This is a genomic window from Candidatus Eisenbacteria bacterium, from assembly GCA_035577985.1.
GTDB lineage: Bacteria > Desulfobacterota > Binatia > DP-6 > DP-6 > DATJZY01.
This window is the reverse complement of sequence record DATJZY010000109.1, coordinates 1-14180: the sequence shown is the minus strand read 5'-3', so window position 1 is coordinate 14180 and position 14180 is coordinate 1. Positions and strand designations below refer to the sequence as shown.

The window sequence follows — 14180 nt, the reverse complement described above, 5'->3', positions numbered from 1 at the left end:
TGTGTAGCGTCGCCGCATGACCGTCTCGCCCGACTACGACGTCATCGTGGTGGGCGCGGGCCACAACGGCCTCGCCGCCACCGCGCTGCTGGCGTCCCGCGGGTTCCGTGTCCTCTGCCTCGAGAAGAACGCCTACGTCGGCGGCATGGCCGGCACGCGCGAGATCCTGGCCGGATGCCGGAACGACGTGGGCGCGAGCCTGCTCTTTCCGCTCGCCAAGGGCGTCGCCGAGGAGCTCGAGCTCGGGCGCTACGGCGTCGAGCTGATCGACCTGCCGATCATGGCGTCGAACCTGAACTCCACGTCCTCGCCGCCGGCCATCTTCTACTCGAACCCGCTCCGCATGGCCGGCTACGTCCTGCGGCACTTCGGCGTGCGGGCGATGATCGGCTTCGTGCGCCTCATGGCGTTCTGCAGCTACCCGGCGAGCCTCATGCACCGCTTCACGCCGCGGAGCATTCCGCCGACGCTGGGCGAGCTGCTCGAGAAGGCCCCGAACGAGCGCAAGCGCAAGCAGATCGAGCTCGCCTTCACCGGCAGCGCGATGGACCTGGTCGACCGCTTCCTGCCCGACCGCAAGCGGCACCGGACGCTCCGCGCGCTGGTCGCCTTCGCGGCGGTGCAGTCGACGTACAAGGGGCCGTTCACGCCGGGGAGCGCGCTCTGCCTCGTCTACACGTTCGCGCAGAACGAGGGCGGCGGGCTCATGCGCCGCGTGAAGGGCGGCATGGGAGTCCTCTCTGAAGCGCTCTGTCGCTCGATCGCCGACAAGGGCGGGGAGGTCCGCACGAAGACGCCCGTCCGCTCCATTCTGGTCGAGAACGGGAGCGCGATCGGCGTCGAGCTGCGCGACGGCACGCGGCTCACCGCCCGCGCCGTGGTCTCGAACCTGGACAAGCCGGCGACCTTCTTCGGGCTGGTCGGCCGCGAGCACCTCGACGCCGGAACGGCCGAGCGCATCGGGGCCATCGAGCAGCGCGGCGCGTACATGCACCTCCTCTTCAAGCTCCGTCGGCTGCCCAGCTACGGGCCGCCCTTCGAGCACCTGAACGCCGATCCGCGCACGCGCTTCAACACGACGCTGGTGCCCGATCCCGAGCTGCAGCAGGCGAGCTACGAGGCGTGCCGTCGCGGCGAGCTCCCCGAGCACCCGGCGGTCGGCATGCAGATCCCCACCGTCATGGACCCGAGCCTCGCGCCCGCGGGCTTCCACATCGCGACGACCTACGGCTTCTTCTTCCCGTGCGAGGCGCCGCGCGAGGAGCGCGGTCGCCTGCGCGACGAGATGGCCGAGCGCATCATCGATCGGCTCTCGGAGTTCCTGCCCGACCTGCGCGACTGCATCGTCGAGCGTGCCGTCTTCTCGTCGGATCACTTCGCCGCCATGCAGGGCGCGACGAACGGCGACTTCACGCACGGTCTCATCCACCCCGAGCAGATGATCGGCGGGCGCCTGCTGGTGCCCGGATCGGCGCACGCGACGCCGATCGCGAACCTCTATCTCTGCGGCGCCTCGTGCCACCCCGGCCCGGGCGTGACGTTCCTGCCAGGGTACGGGGCCGCGTACGAGGTCGCCGAAGCGCTCGGCGCCGCCACGCGATCGCCCGCGCGAAGCGCCGCGTAGGGTCGCGGCGCGCCGGGCGTCGGGACGATGAGCGCCGTGAGCCAGGCCGTCGCCGCGTTGCCCGCCCGGACCGAGGTCCGTCCGCATCCCTGGGTGCGCGGGCTCGCGTGGGACGCCGCGTGGATGCTCCCGGCGCTCTGGCTGGCGCCGCTCGTCCTGCTCCTCTCGCGAGGGAGCGAGGATCCGCACCCGCCGTCGCTCGACGTTTTCTACTGCGGGCTCACGGCGCTGTTCTGGCTCGGGCATCGCGTCGGGTCGACGTGGCTCGCCTACTGCACGACGGCCTATCGTCCGCTGCTCCGAGCCGAGCCGGTGCGGTTCCTGGTGATCCCGTGCGTGATCGCCATCGGCTGCTTCGCCATCCTGCTGCCCGACGACGGGGCGCTGCCCTGGTCGCGCGCCGAGCGGGTGACCGTCCTCGCCATCGTCGACTACCTGCTCGTCACGTATCACTTCGCCGCCCAGCACTTCGGCGTGTTGAGCGTCTATCGCGCGCGGGCGGGCCGCAGGGGCGGCCTCCGGCGCCTGGATCGCGTCTACGCCCTCGTCATCGGCGGCGTGTTCGTGTTCGCGGCCGAGGTCGTGGCGGGGACCGTCTGCTTCATCGACGTCTGGGTCGATCCCTGGCTCGATCCCGACCGGGTCGCCGCCGCCGCCGGGACGATCGCCGACGTCGCGACCATCATCGTCTGCGCGAGCACGATGGGGATGTTGCTGGTCGAGGCGCGCGCGGCCCGTCCGTCCCTTCCGCGCGCGCTCTACCTCGCCGGCCTGGGGGTGATGGTGGTCGTGGCGTTCCAGGTGCGCGTCCCCTTCGTGTTCGTCGTGCTGTGGACGGCGCAGCACTGGATCGTGTCCGTCGGCCTGACGACGCTCGTCGCCGAAGCCGAGCCGGATCCCGTCCGCTCGCGATGGCGCCGTGCGCTGCACGCGATCAACCGACGGCCATGGGCGCTGGCTCTCGCGCTCGCCGCGCTGTCCGTGCTGCTGCTCCCGGTGATGGAGGTCGAGGCGGTCGACGACGCGGGGCCGTTCTACGCCGAGCGCATCTTCGGCGCGTTCGCCGCGGCGCTGCGGACCTCGTCGTGGGTGCCGGCGCTCGTGGCGCTCGGATTCACGACGGGCTTCTGGCACTACTGGCTCGACCGCGCCGTCTTCCGCTTCTCCGATCCGCGCGTACGCGGAGCTGCCCGCGGCCTCGTGGCGTCACGGGGGCGGGGCGCCGCGTAGGCGTGTCATTGGGCCGCCGGCCGCGCCGGTGGCAGTCGCCAGATCGCAAGGCGTATCCGCGGCGGCCCGACCTGCGCTGCCGGAACGTACCGTGACCGCACCCAACGTGCGATCTCGACGCCGTCCGCGATACCCCATCGACCCCGCCCGTACTCGGATTGTCGTTCCTCGGAGGTGACGATCACGCTCGGCGGATCGCGCTCGAGCGCCTGCACGTACGCGCGCTCGGCCGCCGCGTCGGGAATGACCGCGACGAGGCTCGTTTCGTACAGGCGGTTGCCGTGGCCGGAAAGGAACTCGAGGGAGGTGCCGCGCGGGATTGCGAGGAGGGTGGCGTCGGGCGGCGCCTCGCGCTCGAGCCACGCGAGCGCCTCGCGATACGCCGTCGCGCGGGGGTTCGCCGACAACACCACCAGCGTCCCGCGGCTCGTCTCGACGGGCACGTCGCGGGCTGCCCAGGCCTGATAGCGCAAGGCGCCGACTGCAATCGTCCAGATCGCGACGACGGTCGCCACGGCGGCACGGCAGGCGTCGCGGTTCGCGCCGAGGCGCGCCAGCAGGCGAGGCAGCTCGTCCATCGATGCGTGACCGAGAAGGACGATCCCGACCGGCAGGTAGAAGTTGGCATACTGGCAAGGCACGAGGGCCGCCGGCACGCGCGCGAGAAGGACGAAGCCCGTCGCCGCGACGAGTAGGCGGCGGACACGCGCGGGTGGCGCGGGCCTCGCTCGGCGGATCGCGACGGCGTCGCACACGACGACCGCGAGAAGCACGAGCGGGAGGACGTCGTAGCGCCGGAGCGTCAAGGCCACGGCCCGCACCATGAGTAGGGTTTGCGGGACGTCGAACATGGGCCGGGGTAGCGCGTGCACGGCGCGCCACCACGCCCACGTCGCGGCGATCACCGCGACGACGATGCCGGCCAGGCGTGCCCCGACCCGCAGCCGCGCGGCGGCGATCCCGGCGACGGCGGCGATCGCGAGGAGCGGAGCGTAGACGATCGCGCCGCCCGCCCAGGTCGCGAGGATGGTCGTGGCGGCCTCCGTCCAGGTGTATCCGGGACGAAGGCCGGCGATGTACGCCAGGATCGTGTGTCCCGTCTGGAAATACTCGGGCGCGAAGAGACCCCGGTGCAGCACCGTTCCAAGCGGGACGGCGAGCGACAGGAGGGCACCCGCCCGCCGCGACGGCGATCGCGCCGCCGCCGACGAGGGCGACGAGACGACCCGCACCGTCTCGCGTCCTCGGGAGGAGGCACGACGTCAGGACGCCGACCCCGACGGCCACGGAGCCGAATTCCGGCTTGGTGAGGAGCGCGAGGCCGATCGCGCCACCGGTCGCGATCGCCGTCTTCGGGCCGCCGCCGCCCAGGAGCCAGAGCGATCCCAGGAGCGCTGCCAGCAGGAAGAAGAGCCCGTGCAGCGCCGGATACGCGTAGGGGAAGACGTAGCTGAACGTGCCCGGCTCGCCCGGAAAGACCATGAGGTCGACGACGGCGAGCGCGGTCGTGAGCGTTGCGACCCCGGGCATCGTCAGCATGCGCGCGATGCCGTAGAGCAGGACGACGACGCCGATCGTCGTGCCGATGCCGCTCGCGTAGAGGACGCCGAGGTGCGGGCGCCAGAGGTGGTAGCCGATCGCGTGGAGGTACGGCGAGAAGGGACCGTACGGATAGCGCACGTCGCGGTACAGGACGTCGCCCTGGACGAGCCGCAGCGGGACGAACATTTCGCGCCCGTAGTCGACGTCGAAATCGCCCCATCGCTGCCACGAGGAAACGAGGAAGAGACCGAAGAGGAGGACGAGCCCCACGGCGGGCCCAACGTCGCGTCGCTGCACGCGAGCGCAATGAATCGTGTTCGCACGCCGGGGGTCAATGGGGACGGTGCGCGCTCTCCCACGGCCCGTTGAGCCGGCGAAGGCGAGAGTGGTATCGCCTTCGGCCACGGGGACATGCCGCGCGGACGATGCAGGCGACGTCGCTCGGGCGGTGGTGGGCCGGGCGCTCGCCGGCGGGCGTGGCTGGCGGCGGCGCTGGTCGCGAGCGGTATCGTCTTCGGCGGGTGCGGGCACGACGCGCCGACGATCGTGTGCATCGGCGACAGCATCACCGAGGGCGTGACGCGGGTCGGATCGACGGACGACGCGGGCGGCTATCCGGGGCGGCTTCAGACACGTCTCGGAGCGAGCGCCCGCGTCGTCAATCGCGGCGTCGGCGGTGCGTCGACGCGGCTCTGGCTCCTCGACTCCCGGGAGGCCGCGGCCGAGGACGACTGGTGGAAGCGATTTCGCGAGCGCTGGGGTACGGCCCCGCTGCCACCCCCCGGCCGCTCGCTGCTCCGGGCGACGCTCGAGCGAGATCGCCCCGACGTCGTCGTCGTGCTGCTCGGCGTGAACGACGTCTACTACGAGCGGACCGACCCGGCGCCGCCCGAAGTCGTCGCGCGCACCGTCGCCCGGCTCGCGACCATCGTGTCGGAGGCGCGGGCGACGGGTGCGACCGTGCTGCTCGGGACGGCGCTTCCGAACCACCGCGATCCACCCGCGCGCGTGGCCGCGTTGAACGCGGCCGTCGGCACGCTCGCTCCCGACCACCTGCCGACCGGCGAGCGCTTCGGCGAGCGCGACTGGCCGCGCCTGCTCGCCGACGACGTCCACCCGAACGGCGACGGCTATCAGGTGCTCGCGGACGTGCTCGCCGAGGAGCTCGTCCGCCGCGGGCTGGTGCGCCAGTAGCGCGCGTCGGCGTGGCGCCGCGACTGCGGGTGCCGGCGCGAACCCGGGTAGCTCAAACGGAGGGACCTGAGGGTCGTGGGTCGCACCTACGACTTTGGTCGGGCTCGACGCTCTCCCTCCGTTCGTCGTAAGACCGACCCGACTCGACGAGCGCAGCGACGCGGCATCACGATGCCGCGCTATCCATGAACGGGGAGGGTCGAAACATGCGATCGCTGTATGCCGCAACGTTGACGGTCGTGCTGATCGGCCTCCTCGCACCTCGCGGCTTCGCGCAGTGCACGAGTTCGAAGTGCTCCGATACCGAGGCGATCGAACAAGCGCGCAGCATCATCCAGGAGACGTGCGGCTGCACGCGAGAGGGCCAGACGCACAAGAAGTACAAGAAGTGCGTGCAGGGCGCGCTCAAGCTGGCCAACGTCACGGCCCTCATCCCGGACAAGGCATGCCGCAGGCTCGTCGGGAAGTGCGAGGGCGCATCCACCTGCGGCAAGCCCGGCGCCGTCGTGTGCTGCGTCCTCAAGAAGAACGGCAACGTGAAGGCGTCGGTCGTCGGATCGGCCGAGAAGTGCACCAAGGGGAGCGCCTGCGGCGCCATGGTGGGATTGTTCAGCACGTTCGACGCCTGCGCCGACGACGGCACGTGTGCCACGCCGCCCGAAACCACCACCACCTCGACCACCACGATCGCGTCGACGACCACGTCGACGACGACCTCCACGTCCACCTCCACGTCGACGTCGACCACGTCGTCCACGACGACGACGTCCAGTACCTCCACGTCCACCACCACGTCGACGTCCACCACCGCGGCGCCGACCACGACGACGACGTCGACTACTGCCACGCCAACCACCGCGGCCCCCACCACGACGACGTCGTCCACGTCCAGCACGGCAGCGCCGACCACCTCGACCGTCAGCTCATCGACGACCACCACGACGACGACGTCCACCACCGCGGCGCCGACGACGTCGACGTCGTCGACCACCACGTCCTCGTCCAGCACATCCGCGGCCCCGACCAGCACGTCGACGTCCACCACCGCGGCGCCCACCACGACGAGCTCGTCCACGACGCCTACGACGACCACGGCCGCGCCGACCACGACGACGTCGACCAGCTCGACGACCTCCACCTCGACGACGACCAGCTCGTCGACGAGCAGCTCGTCGTCGACGAGCTCGACGTCCACCAGCTCGTCGACGACCTCCACGTTGGGCGGCGACATGGGTACGACGACGACGACGCTCATCTCGATGTGCTTCGGCCCCGGTCCGTGCAGCGAGTTCTGTCCCGGTCACAGCGACTGCCGTCCCCACGTGACACCGCCGCCGGACAACGTGTGCGTCGACACGGACATGTGCACCCCGATGGCCTGCACCGACGACGCCTCGTGCGGCTCGCCGGGTCTGGTCTGCGCTCTGATCGGCACCGGGCCCGACACCCAGTGCTGCAAGCAATGCCGCACCCAGTGAGGACCTGCGCCCGATCGAACGAGCTGCTCGGCGAGTCGGCTCGATCGAGCCGCGCGCGGGATCGCGGAGGGTCACCTCACGATGCGCCGGCGCGCAGCGCCCCGATCTCGTCCCCGAGCGCGCTCGCCTGCGCGACGAGTCCCGCGAGCGTGCCCGCATCGAGCGTGCGGCGCAGCTTCCGCGCGGCGAGCTGACGTCGCACGCGACCCATGCGCGCCGCCGCCTGCTTCAGCTTGCGGCGGAGCTTCCGCCCGGTGAGGCCGCCGGTGGCGGCGAGACGGTCGTCGGCGCCCGTGAGGGCCGACACGAGCCGCCGTCGCGAGGCGCCGTCGGGAAGCGCCGCCTCCACCGCCGCGCGGAGCAGGGCGATGCGGCAGCGCGCACCGTCGATCGAGGGCGCCGCGGCGCATCCGCCCGGTGGTGGTGGAGGTGGAGGATTCACCTCGGTGAGCAGGACGCGCGCGACGAGCCCGCGCGGCGTGCCGCTGGGCGGCGGGCCGTTCGAGATGCCTGCGACGATCACCGACGCACCGTCCGGCGCCAACGCGAGCGAGAGCGGGAACGACTCGTCCTCGGGAAGCACGGAGGCGATGCCCCCTGTGCCGAAGCTCGGGTCGAGGTCGCCGTTCTCGAGAAGGCGCATGAGGAAGCCCTCGGTGTGACCGTTCGTGCCGTCGTTGTTGGAACCGGCGACGACGATGCGGCGATCGGCTTGCACGACCACGCCGGCCGCGCCCGAGCTGAAGTGTTTTCCGGTCGGCGCCGTCTGGATCCGTCGGGTGCCGCCCGTGCCGAACGTGGGGTCCAGGACCCCGGCCGGCGTGAAGCGCGTGAGGGCCACCGCGGGGCGGCCGTCGCTGTCGCCCGCGCCCCCGGCGACGTAGATCTCGTCGTCGGGCCCGACGGCGACGGTGCCCCCGCCCGAGTCGCGCGTCATGGGCGTGGGGTCGGCCGTCTGCAGGCGGACGAAGCCCGCGCCGCCCGCGAAGCTCGAATCCAGCTGGCCCGCGGCGGTGAGCCGCAGGAGGAGGAGCTCCGAGCGGCCGACGGCGTCCATCGTCGCGCCGCTCACGAGCAGTCCCGACGAGGTCGGAAGGATGCCGGCGCCGTACGTTCTCATGGGCGTCGATTCCGACAACGACACGACGTACGCGCCCGGCTGGTTGCCGAAGCTCGCGACCGGGATGCCGTCCGCACCGATCGCGACGACGAAGAGATCGACGGTCGTCGAATCGACCTGAAGGGCGCCCGCGGTGTATGACCGCCCATCGGGGCCCACCGCGCTCCCGTTGGGGAAGGTCTCCTGCGGCGCAGGTCCGGCCGGCTGGACGCGCACGCTGCCGCCGCTGCCGAAGCCGAGGTCGAGGTTGCCGTTCGCGTCGGTCGCGAGCGCGACCGCCGCGGTCCGCGCGTCGGTGGCGGATGCCTGCCCGGCGACGATCCAGCCGGGAACGCCCGAGCGTGGCCCGATCGCCTGCCCGGTCGACCCCGGCGTCGCGCTGAGCCCCACCTGGTGGATGGCGACGCCGCCGGTGGCGAACGTGCCGTCGATGACGCCGTCGGCGCCGAAGCGCGCGAGGAAGACGGCGGCGCGGCCGTTCTCGTCGCTCGTGTAGCCCGTCACCATCAGCCGCCCCGCGGCATCGAACACGACGCCGCGCGCAAGGGTGACCCGCGGCACCGTCAGCGCGAGGTCGAGCAGCAACGGCGCGCCGCCGTTGAACGTCGGATCGTAGGCTCCGGGGAGCGCAGCGACGCCCGCCGTCGCCGTGGCGACGAGGAGCGCGCACGCGAGCAGTGTCGTGCAACGAACGGTACCCATCACCGTGCGGTAGCGCAGTCGCGGCGCCGCGCGCAACGGCATCCGGGGCCGAGGCACTCCGTACCCCCCGGGGAAGCCATCCCTCGACTCCGACCGGCGAAGCGTCCTGGACCCCGGCCGGTCGCGAATGTATGTCACCCGCGCGGGTTGGAGACATCGATGAGGAAAAGATGATGGGACGGCTGCTCGGTGCGTTGCTCTGGTTCGTGGCTGCTCTCGTGGCGCCGGCGGACTCGGCATCGCGGAAGGAATGCAAGGCGTCGGCCTGCAAGCCGCAGATCACCGCGTGCAAGCAGGACTGCTCGTCGCTCACGCGCAAGAAACGGGCGCGCTGCCGCAACAAGTGCAAGGGAAGGATCACGAAGGCGTGTCGCGGAGGCGACCAGGTCTGCGGCGACGACGGGGGCGGTGGGCCGAATGGACCCGGTGGCCCTGGCGCGGGACAGTGCACCGCCTACACGTCGGACTGTCCGGCCGCGAGCATCATCGACGCGACCCTCGCGACCCCTGCGATCTGCGACCTCAACTTCCCGTCGCTCCCCGCGTGCACGGCGAGCTTCCAGACCCAGCTCGAGCTCACGACGCCCGTGAAGACGACCGAAGGGGCGTGCTGCGTGATCGACACCTGCGCGGGAGCGACCGCGTTCGGCGTCTACAATCTCTTGGGCGCGTCCGGTCTGCCGGATCCGCCGATCACCGCGCCGGTGCTCGCAACCCTCGACTATCAGTCCTCGTACTTCGAGCGGCCGCCCGGGAACGTGTCCGACCCGGGGCAGTGGCAGTTCACCACCGGCTCGGGCGCCACCGTCGGGTGCATGGTGAACGTGCCGAACCTGCTCGGGGGCGCGGGGTTCCGCTACAACTACAGCTCGAGCGACATCGCGGCACCGTATGCGACGCGCCCGTCGACGCTGCCGCAGGCGAGCTGGCTCACGCCGTGGGCGCTCTCCGCCGACCAGACGGCGGTTTCGATGACGAGCTCGCAGGCCGCGCCGGTCGACATCGTCCGCCCCGGCGGCGGGAAGCCCCACATGTGGGACCTGGATCCGCTGCTTTTCATCACGCAGCGCAACCCGCCCGTCGAGGTGCTGAGCGAGAGCTTCAGCGTCGACAAGGTGTGCCGGGACGAGATCATCGTCTCGGCGTCGGGGACGTTCCGGCGGATGGATGGGACGGAGTGCTCCGTCACGATCTACGCCCGCGCCTCCACCCACTGCGACACGACCGACCAGTGCCTCAGCCCGCAGCAGTGCGTCGATGGCCGGTGCCAGGACGTCGGGCTCGGGTTCGACCAGATCGGGCGGTAGGCGTCGATCGCCCGCCGGTGCATCACCAGCTCCCGCCGCCTCCGCCGCCGCTTCCGCCGCCGCTCGAGCCGCCGCTGAAGCCGCTCGAACCCGAGCTGGACGGCCGGGAGGCGAGGGCGCGCCCCATGCTGTCGAGCGAGTGCCCCACTCGATCGACGAGGTCGGAGGGCTGGAGGGCGCCGTTGCTCGACGAGCCCGCGTACCATGACGGCGGCACGGCATAGATGCCGGCGAAGGCCCGCGCCCATCGATCGCCCACGCCGAGCACCATGGCGAATGGCAGGATCTTCTCGAACGTCCCCGCGGTCCGGCCACCGAGCCGCTCGAGACGATCGGCCTCCACCCGCGCGATGAACTCGCGCAGTCCCACGATCTGCTCGTAGATCTCGCGTCCCTTGCGGGTTCGGCGGGGCATGACGCGGCCCATGAGCGCGATCACGAGTCCCGACACCAGGAGCGACGCGGCCGCGATCGGTCCGAACCGCGCGAAGGCGAGGAACCCGCCGAACGCGACGGCCATTCCGGCCGTGCGGAAGGCGAGCCGCTCGCGGTCGGGATCGAACGTGAACAGGCCCCTCTCGCGCGACAGCGTGGCGTAGAGCACTCGCTGGATCGGGCCCAGGTGCGCGTAGAACTTCTCGCGCAGGTCCGAGACGAGAACGCTCGTCGCGCCGTGCTCGAAGAGGCCGGCGACGAGCTTCGCCTCGTGCGGCTCGAGGCGCTGCCCCTGCGGATCCGGCAGGCGGGTCAGCCGGTGGTCCTTGCCCGAGAAGAAGAGCATGCGCCCGGTCTCGACCTCCTCGATACGAAGCCAACCGCGGATCGCCAGGTCGAGAATGGTGGCGGTGACGTCCTTCAGGTCGGCGCGCTCGTCGAAGAGCGTTCCCACCTCGGCCGGCGTGAGGCCGGCCGGCGGCTCGTATTGCACCGCGACCGCCTGGCCGATCCCGACGTCGCGACCGAAGCGCCGCCAGGTGACGCCCATCGTGGTCAGCACCAGCACCGGCAGCAGCGTCCAGGCCACGCCCGAATCGCGGACGGCGTCGAGCGACTCCTGCGCGGCCGTCGGCCGCGCGATCGTGCCCGCCGGCATGCCGACGACGAGCGTCAGACCCTCCTGTGGGCCGAGCCGGCCGCGCGCGACGACGTCGGCGCGGCCGCCGGCGGGCCGCGCGTCGCACGCCTGCTCGCGCGATCCCTTCGGTCCGGTGAAGCACGCGAGCCGCAACGCCGCGTCGCCGACCGGCGGTACCCTCACGTGCGCCGCCGCGTGCTCGATCGGGATCTGCCACTCGGTTCCGGTCGCGTTCCAGTAGAGCTCGTCGTGATCGTCGAAGAAGCGAACCGTCCGCGTGACCCGATACCGGATGCCGTACTCCTGGACCCCGCCGACCAACCGATTCGGGTCGCCGATGCGCAGGCGGGCGTAGCCGCCCGAATCGGTTTCGATCATCGGCAACGCCGCGCCCGCGCCGTCGGTGACCGGACCCGCGACGAAGCCGATCGTGCGCGACGATGCGCCGAGCGGGTCCTGCGCGAGCGGAATCTCCCGGAAGATGCCGTGCTTCTGTGCACCCTCGAAATCCCACCGGATGCGCTCCTCGACCGCCATCGTGCCGTCGGACGCAACGTCGAGGGAGACGTCGAAGTCGACGATGCGCTCGGCGTGCGCCGGCCACGCGAAGGCGAGCGCGGCGAGGACGAGCCGGCGAACGCGGCGACCCGCCATCGCGCTACGTCGCGAAGCTGACACGCGGGGCGCTGCGCTCGGTCTCGCTGCCGAGCTCGAAGTAGTCGCGGCGCGCGATCCCGAAGCTGCCGGCGACGAGGTTGCCGGGGAACGTCTCGATCGCCGTGTGCAGATCGCGCACGACGGCGTTGTAGTAGCGGCGTGCGTTCTGGATGGCGTCCTCGAGGCGCGCCAGCTCGGCCTGGAGCTCCAGGAATCCCTGGCTGGCGCGCAGGTCGGGATACCGTTCGGCGACGGCGAACAGGCTCCGGAGCGAGGTGGTGAGCGCGGCCTCGGCCTGCGCCTTGTCGGCCGGGGCGGACGCCTGCATCGCGGCGCCGCGGGCGCGCGTCACTTCCTCGAAGGTCGTGCGCTCGTGGGCCGCGTAGCCCTTGACCGTCTCGATCAGGTTTGGGACGAGCTCCCACCGGCGCTTCAGCTGCACGTCGATGTCGCTCCAGGCCGACTCGGCGGCGTTCCGCAGCCGGATGAACCGGTTGTAGAGCGTGACGAGCAGTGCCGTCACGCCGACCAGCACGACCACCGTCAACACCATCCCACCACCCTCCGTCATCGAGCGTGTCGCTACAGCACGAAAGCACGACCGCCGGCACAGTCTCAAGCGGGCGACGGCCTCCCCGGGGGCCTTGACCTCGAAGGGCGAACTGGCCGATGAGGACGCTCTCGATTCGTCCCATGGAGGGGTCATGACGAAGCGATCCATGCTGGCGGTTCTGGCGCTGCTCGCAGTGGCGACATCGGTCACGGCGCAGCCCCCGCCGATGACGGAGAAGGGCTGCTGCTGCGTCGTCGAAGGCGTCGCCTGGCGCTGTGGCGAGAAGACGCAGGCGGATTGTCTCGCCACCCAGCCGAAGGCCCCGACGTTCCCGAAGATCAAGGACTGGAAGAAGATGTGGGACGACTACGTCGGCGCGTCCTGGACGCAGGCCACCAGGCCTTCGTACGGCGGCTGGATCGCCGAATCATGCGGAGCCGACATCAATCCGAAGACCGGCGAGCCGCGGGGCGCGCCCACGGGCTGCTGCTGCATGCCGAAGCTGAAGCCCGTCGGCGACGATCGCTTCGAATGCAAGCCCGGCATGACGAACTTCGACTGCAAGGCCGAGTGCTCGATGTTCGCGGACGGCCGCCTGCCGTCGGGCTGCAAGTGGAACGAAGGCGCCTGTCCCAAGTGATGAGGGGCATCGGATCGACAACCTACAAGGAGGTGAGCCATGCAAACGGGTCGAGTCGTGGGTCTGATCGCCGCCGGCATGATGCTCGGTGGTCTCGCCGCCGCGAATCCAGCGAGCGCCACGAGCAAGCAGGTCGACCAGATCACCTGCGAGGAGTTCCTGGCCTTGAACGAGAGCGACCGGAACAAGATCGCCTTCTGGGTCGACGGCTATCAGGCCGCCAAGGGCGAGGCCGCGGTCGGTACGGTCGCCTTCGACAAGTTCGGTCAGCCGATCGGCGCGCTGGTCGACGACTGCAAGAAGACGCCCAAAGAGACGCTCTGGCAGAAGCTCAAGAGCTACCTCTAGAGGACAACCGCGCGGGGCCCGCCGGGCAGGGCGGGTCCCGCCATTTCTCGCTGCCGTCCCGCGCGGCGCGGCGCCCGCTACTCGGTTCCGTGATCGAGGAGAGTCCAGCCGGCGGCGCGCATGCACTTGACGAAGTCGGCGTCGACCGCGGCCGGGCGCTCCGGCGTGCCCAACGTGTCGGCCGCCGTCTGGACCTTGCAGCTTCGTCGGGCCTCGACGAGCGGCGTCGCGACGTCGGATGCCTTCTGCCATTCCAGGTGGGAGGACGGGTGCGATCTGGCGGCGCTGCACGCGCCGAGCGTCGCCGTCAGCAGGAGGAGCGGCCATACCGGGGCGTTCGTCACGGCGGCTCTTATCGGGCAACGCTGCGCCGGACGCAAGATTGCCACATCGCCCGGGGTCTTCCGGGACGGCCCGAGCCGTCCCCGCAAGATGTTGCGCGCACCAGATCCCCGAAGCCCGGTGATCGTCTCACCCGGGACGCTCGATCCCGCCCACGCCGTCATCGCATGGAACCCGGTGACGACGCCGGCCGGCATCGACGTCGTCGGGTACGAAGTGATCATCGAGCACGACGACTTCCACGTGTTCGACGTGAAGGTGCCGGGCACGACGACGAGCGTCACCGTACCGCCCGAGTTCCTGCAGCCGGCCACGGAGTACGGATTCGAAGTGCTGGCAGTCGACAGGGGTGGCAACCAGACGATCAC

Annotated in this window: 15 protein-coding genes; 9 read left to right on the top strand and 6 right to left on the bottom strand. The window is 71.2% G+C overall.

Features of this window, described 5'->3' with window-relative positions; translation table 11 throughout:
- Window positions 1–16 precede the first annotated feature (16 nt).
- A complete protein-coding gene (locus tag VMS22_15560) occupies window positions 17–1624 on the top strand; it encodes an NAD(P)/FAD-dependent oxidoreductase (protein ID HXJ35450.1) in 1608 nt (535 codons plus the stop codon).
- Window positions 1625–1651: 27 nt separating this feature from the next.
- The gene (locus VMS22_15555; GenBank protein ID HXJ35449.1) at window positions 1652–2854 is read left to right on the top strand and encodes a hypothetical protein; all 1203 of its coding nucleotides are present in this window, start codon (window positions 1652–1654) and stop codon (window positions 2852–2854) included.
- 5 nt (window positions 2855–2859) lie between these two features.
- On the opposite strand, the gene VMS22_15550 is transcribed toward VMS22_15555, so the two are convergent.
- Entirely contained in the window at window positions 2860–4086 is a 1227-nt protein-coding gene (locus tag VMS22_15550; GenBank protein HXJ35448.1) for a hypothetical protein, read from the bottom strand.
- Window positions 4087–4270: 184 nt separating this feature from the next.
- Here VMS22_15550 and VMS22_15545 point away from each other — a divergent pair, with 184 nt between their 5' ends.
- Both VMS22_15545 and VMS22_15540 read left to right on the top strand, forming a co-directional pair.
- The gene (locus tag VMS22_15545; GenBank protein HXJ35447.1) at window positions 4271–4765 is read left to right on the top strand and encodes a hypothetical protein; all 495 of its coding nucleotides are present in this window, start codon (window positions 4271–4273) and stop codon (window positions 4763–4765) included.
- 42 nt (window positions 4766–4807) lie between these two features.
- Window positions 4808–5590, top strand: a complete 783-nt coding sequence (locus tag VMS22_15540) for an SGNH/GDSL hydrolase family protein (protein ID HXJ35446.1) — start codon at window positions 4808–4810, stop codon at window positions 5588–5590.
- Between the two features lie 166 nt (window positions 5591–5756).
- Here the strand turns inward: VMS22_15540 and VMS22_15535 are convergent, their stop codons facing one another.
- Window positions 5757–6845, bottom strand: coding sequence for a hypothetical protein (locus tag VMS22_15535; protein ID HXJ35445.1), 1089 nt, complete (start codon window positions 6843–6845; stop codon window positions 5757–5759).
- Here VMS22_15535 and VMS22_15530 point away from each other — a divergent pair.
- Window positions 6820–7068 carry a hypothetical protein gene (locus VMS22_15530; protein ID HXJ35444.1) on the top strand — a complete coding sequence of 83 codons (249 nt, stop codon included), beginning with the start codon at window positions 6820–6822 and terminating at the stop codon, window positions 7066–7068. The genes VMS22_15535 and VMS22_15530 overlap by 26 nt on opposite strands.
- A 76-nt stretch (window positions 7069–7144) precedes the next feature.
- Here the strand turns inward: VMS22_15530 and VMS22_15525 are convergent, their stop codons facing one another.
- The gene (locus VMS22_15525) at window positions 7145–8890 is read right to left on the bottom strand and encodes a hypothetical protein (GenBank protein ID HXJ35443.1); all 1746 of its coding nucleotides are present in this window, start codon (window positions 8888–8890) and stop codon (window positions 7145–7147) included.
- Window positions 8891–9063: 173 nt separating this feature from the next.
- Here VMS22_15525 and VMS22_15520 point away from each other — a divergent pair, with 173 nt between their 5' ends.
- Window positions 9064–10197 carry a hypothetical protein gene (locus VMS22_15520; protein HXJ35442.1) on the top strand — a complete coding sequence of 378 codons (1134 nt, stop codon included), beginning with the start codon at window positions 9064–9066 and terminating at the stop codon, window positions 10195–10197.
- 22 nt (window positions 10198–10219) lie between these two features.
- Here the strand turns inward: VMS22_15520 and VMS22_15515 are convergent, their stop codons facing one another.
- Entirely contained in the window at window positions 10220–11926 is a 1707-nt protein-coding gene (locus VMS22_15515) for a DUF2207 domain-containing protein (protein HXJ35441.1), read from the bottom strand.
- Window positions 11927–11930: 4 nt separating this feature from the next.
- Window positions 11931–12482 carry a LemA family protein gene (locus tag VMS22_15510; protein HXJ35440.1) on the bottom strand — a complete coding sequence of 184 codons (552 nt, stop codon included), beginning with the start codon at window positions 12480–12482 and terminating at the stop codon, window positions 11931–11933.
- Between the two features lie 151 nt (window positions 12483–12633).
- Here VMS22_15510 and VMS22_15505 point away from each other — a divergent pair, with 151 nt between their 5' ends.
- Together VMS22_15505 and VMS22_15500 are read left to right on the top strand one after the other, a co-directional pair.
- A complete protein-coding gene (locus VMS22_15505; GenBank protein ID HXJ35439.1) occupies window positions 12634–13122 on the top strand; it encodes a hypothetical protein in 489 nt (162 codons plus the stop codon).
- Window positions 13123–13161: 39 nt separating this feature from the next.
- Entirely contained in the window at window positions 13162–13470 is a 309-nt protein-coding gene (locus VMS22_15500) for an HdeA/HdeB family chaperone (GenBank protein HXJ35438.1), read from the top strand.
- A 77-nt stretch (window positions 13471–13547) separates the two neighbouring features.
- Here the strand turns inward: VMS22_15500 and VMS22_15495 are convergent, their stop codons facing one another.
- On the bottom strand, window positions 13548–13814 hold the full coding sequence (locus VMS22_15495; GenBank protein ID HXJ35437.1) for a hypothetical protein: 267 nt from the start codon (window positions 13812–13814) through the stop codon (window positions 13548–13550).
- A gap of 118 nt (window positions 13815–13932) precedes the next feature.
- Here VMS22_15495 and VMS22_15490 point away from each other — a divergent pair.
- A partial coding sequence (locus VMS22_15490) for a fibronectin type III domain-containing protein (protein HXJ35436.1) occupies window positions 13933–14180 on the top strand: 248 nt, incomplete at its 3' end.

Bases quoted from the DNA above. Each gene is read 5' to 3' on its own strand.
- VMS22_15560 (HXJ35450.1), top strand. From the start codon at position 17: ATGACCGTCTCGCCCGACTACGACGTCATCGTGGTGGGCGCGGGCCAC.
- VMS22_15555 (HXJ35449.1), top strand. From the start codon at position 1,652: ATGAGCGCCGTGAGCCAGGCCGTCGCCGCGTTGCCCGCCCGGACCGAG.
- VMS22_15540 (HXJ35446.1), top strand. From the start codon at position 4,808: ATGCCGCGCGGACGATGCAGGCGACGTCGCTCGGGCGGTGGTGGGCCG.
- VMS22_15530 (HXJ35444.1), top strand. From the start codon at position 6,820: ATGGGTACGACGACGACGACGCTCATCTCGATGTGCTTCGGCCCCGGT.
- VMS22_15535 (HXJ35445.1), bottom strand. From the start codon at position 6,845: ATGAGCGTCGTCGTCGTCGTACCCATGTCGCCGCCCAACGTGGAGGTC.
- VMS22_15525 (HXJ35443.1), bottom strand. From the start codon at position 8,890: ATGGGTACCGTTCGTTGCACGACACTGCTCGCGTGCGCGCTCCTCGTC.
- VMS22_15520 (HXJ35442.1), top strand. From the start codon at position 9,064: ATGGGACGGCTGCTCGGTGCGTTGCTCTGGTTCGTGGCTGCTCTCGTG.
- VMS22_15515 (HXJ35441.1), bottom strand. From the start codon at position 11,926: ATGGCGGGTCGCCGCGTTCGCCGGCTCGTCCTCGCCGCGCTCGCCTTC.
- VMS22_15510 (HXJ35440.1), bottom strand. From the start codon at position 12,482: ATGGTGTTGACGGTGGTCGTGCTGGTCGGCGTGACGGCACTGCTCGTC.
- VMS22_15505 (HXJ35439.1), top strand. From the start codon at position 12,634: ATGACGAAGCGATCCATGCTGGCGGTTCTGGCGCTGCTCGCAGTGGCG.
- VMS22_15500 (HXJ35438.1), top strand. From the start codon at position 13,162: ATGCAAACGGGTCGAGTCGTGGGTCTGATCGCCGCCGGCATGATGCTC.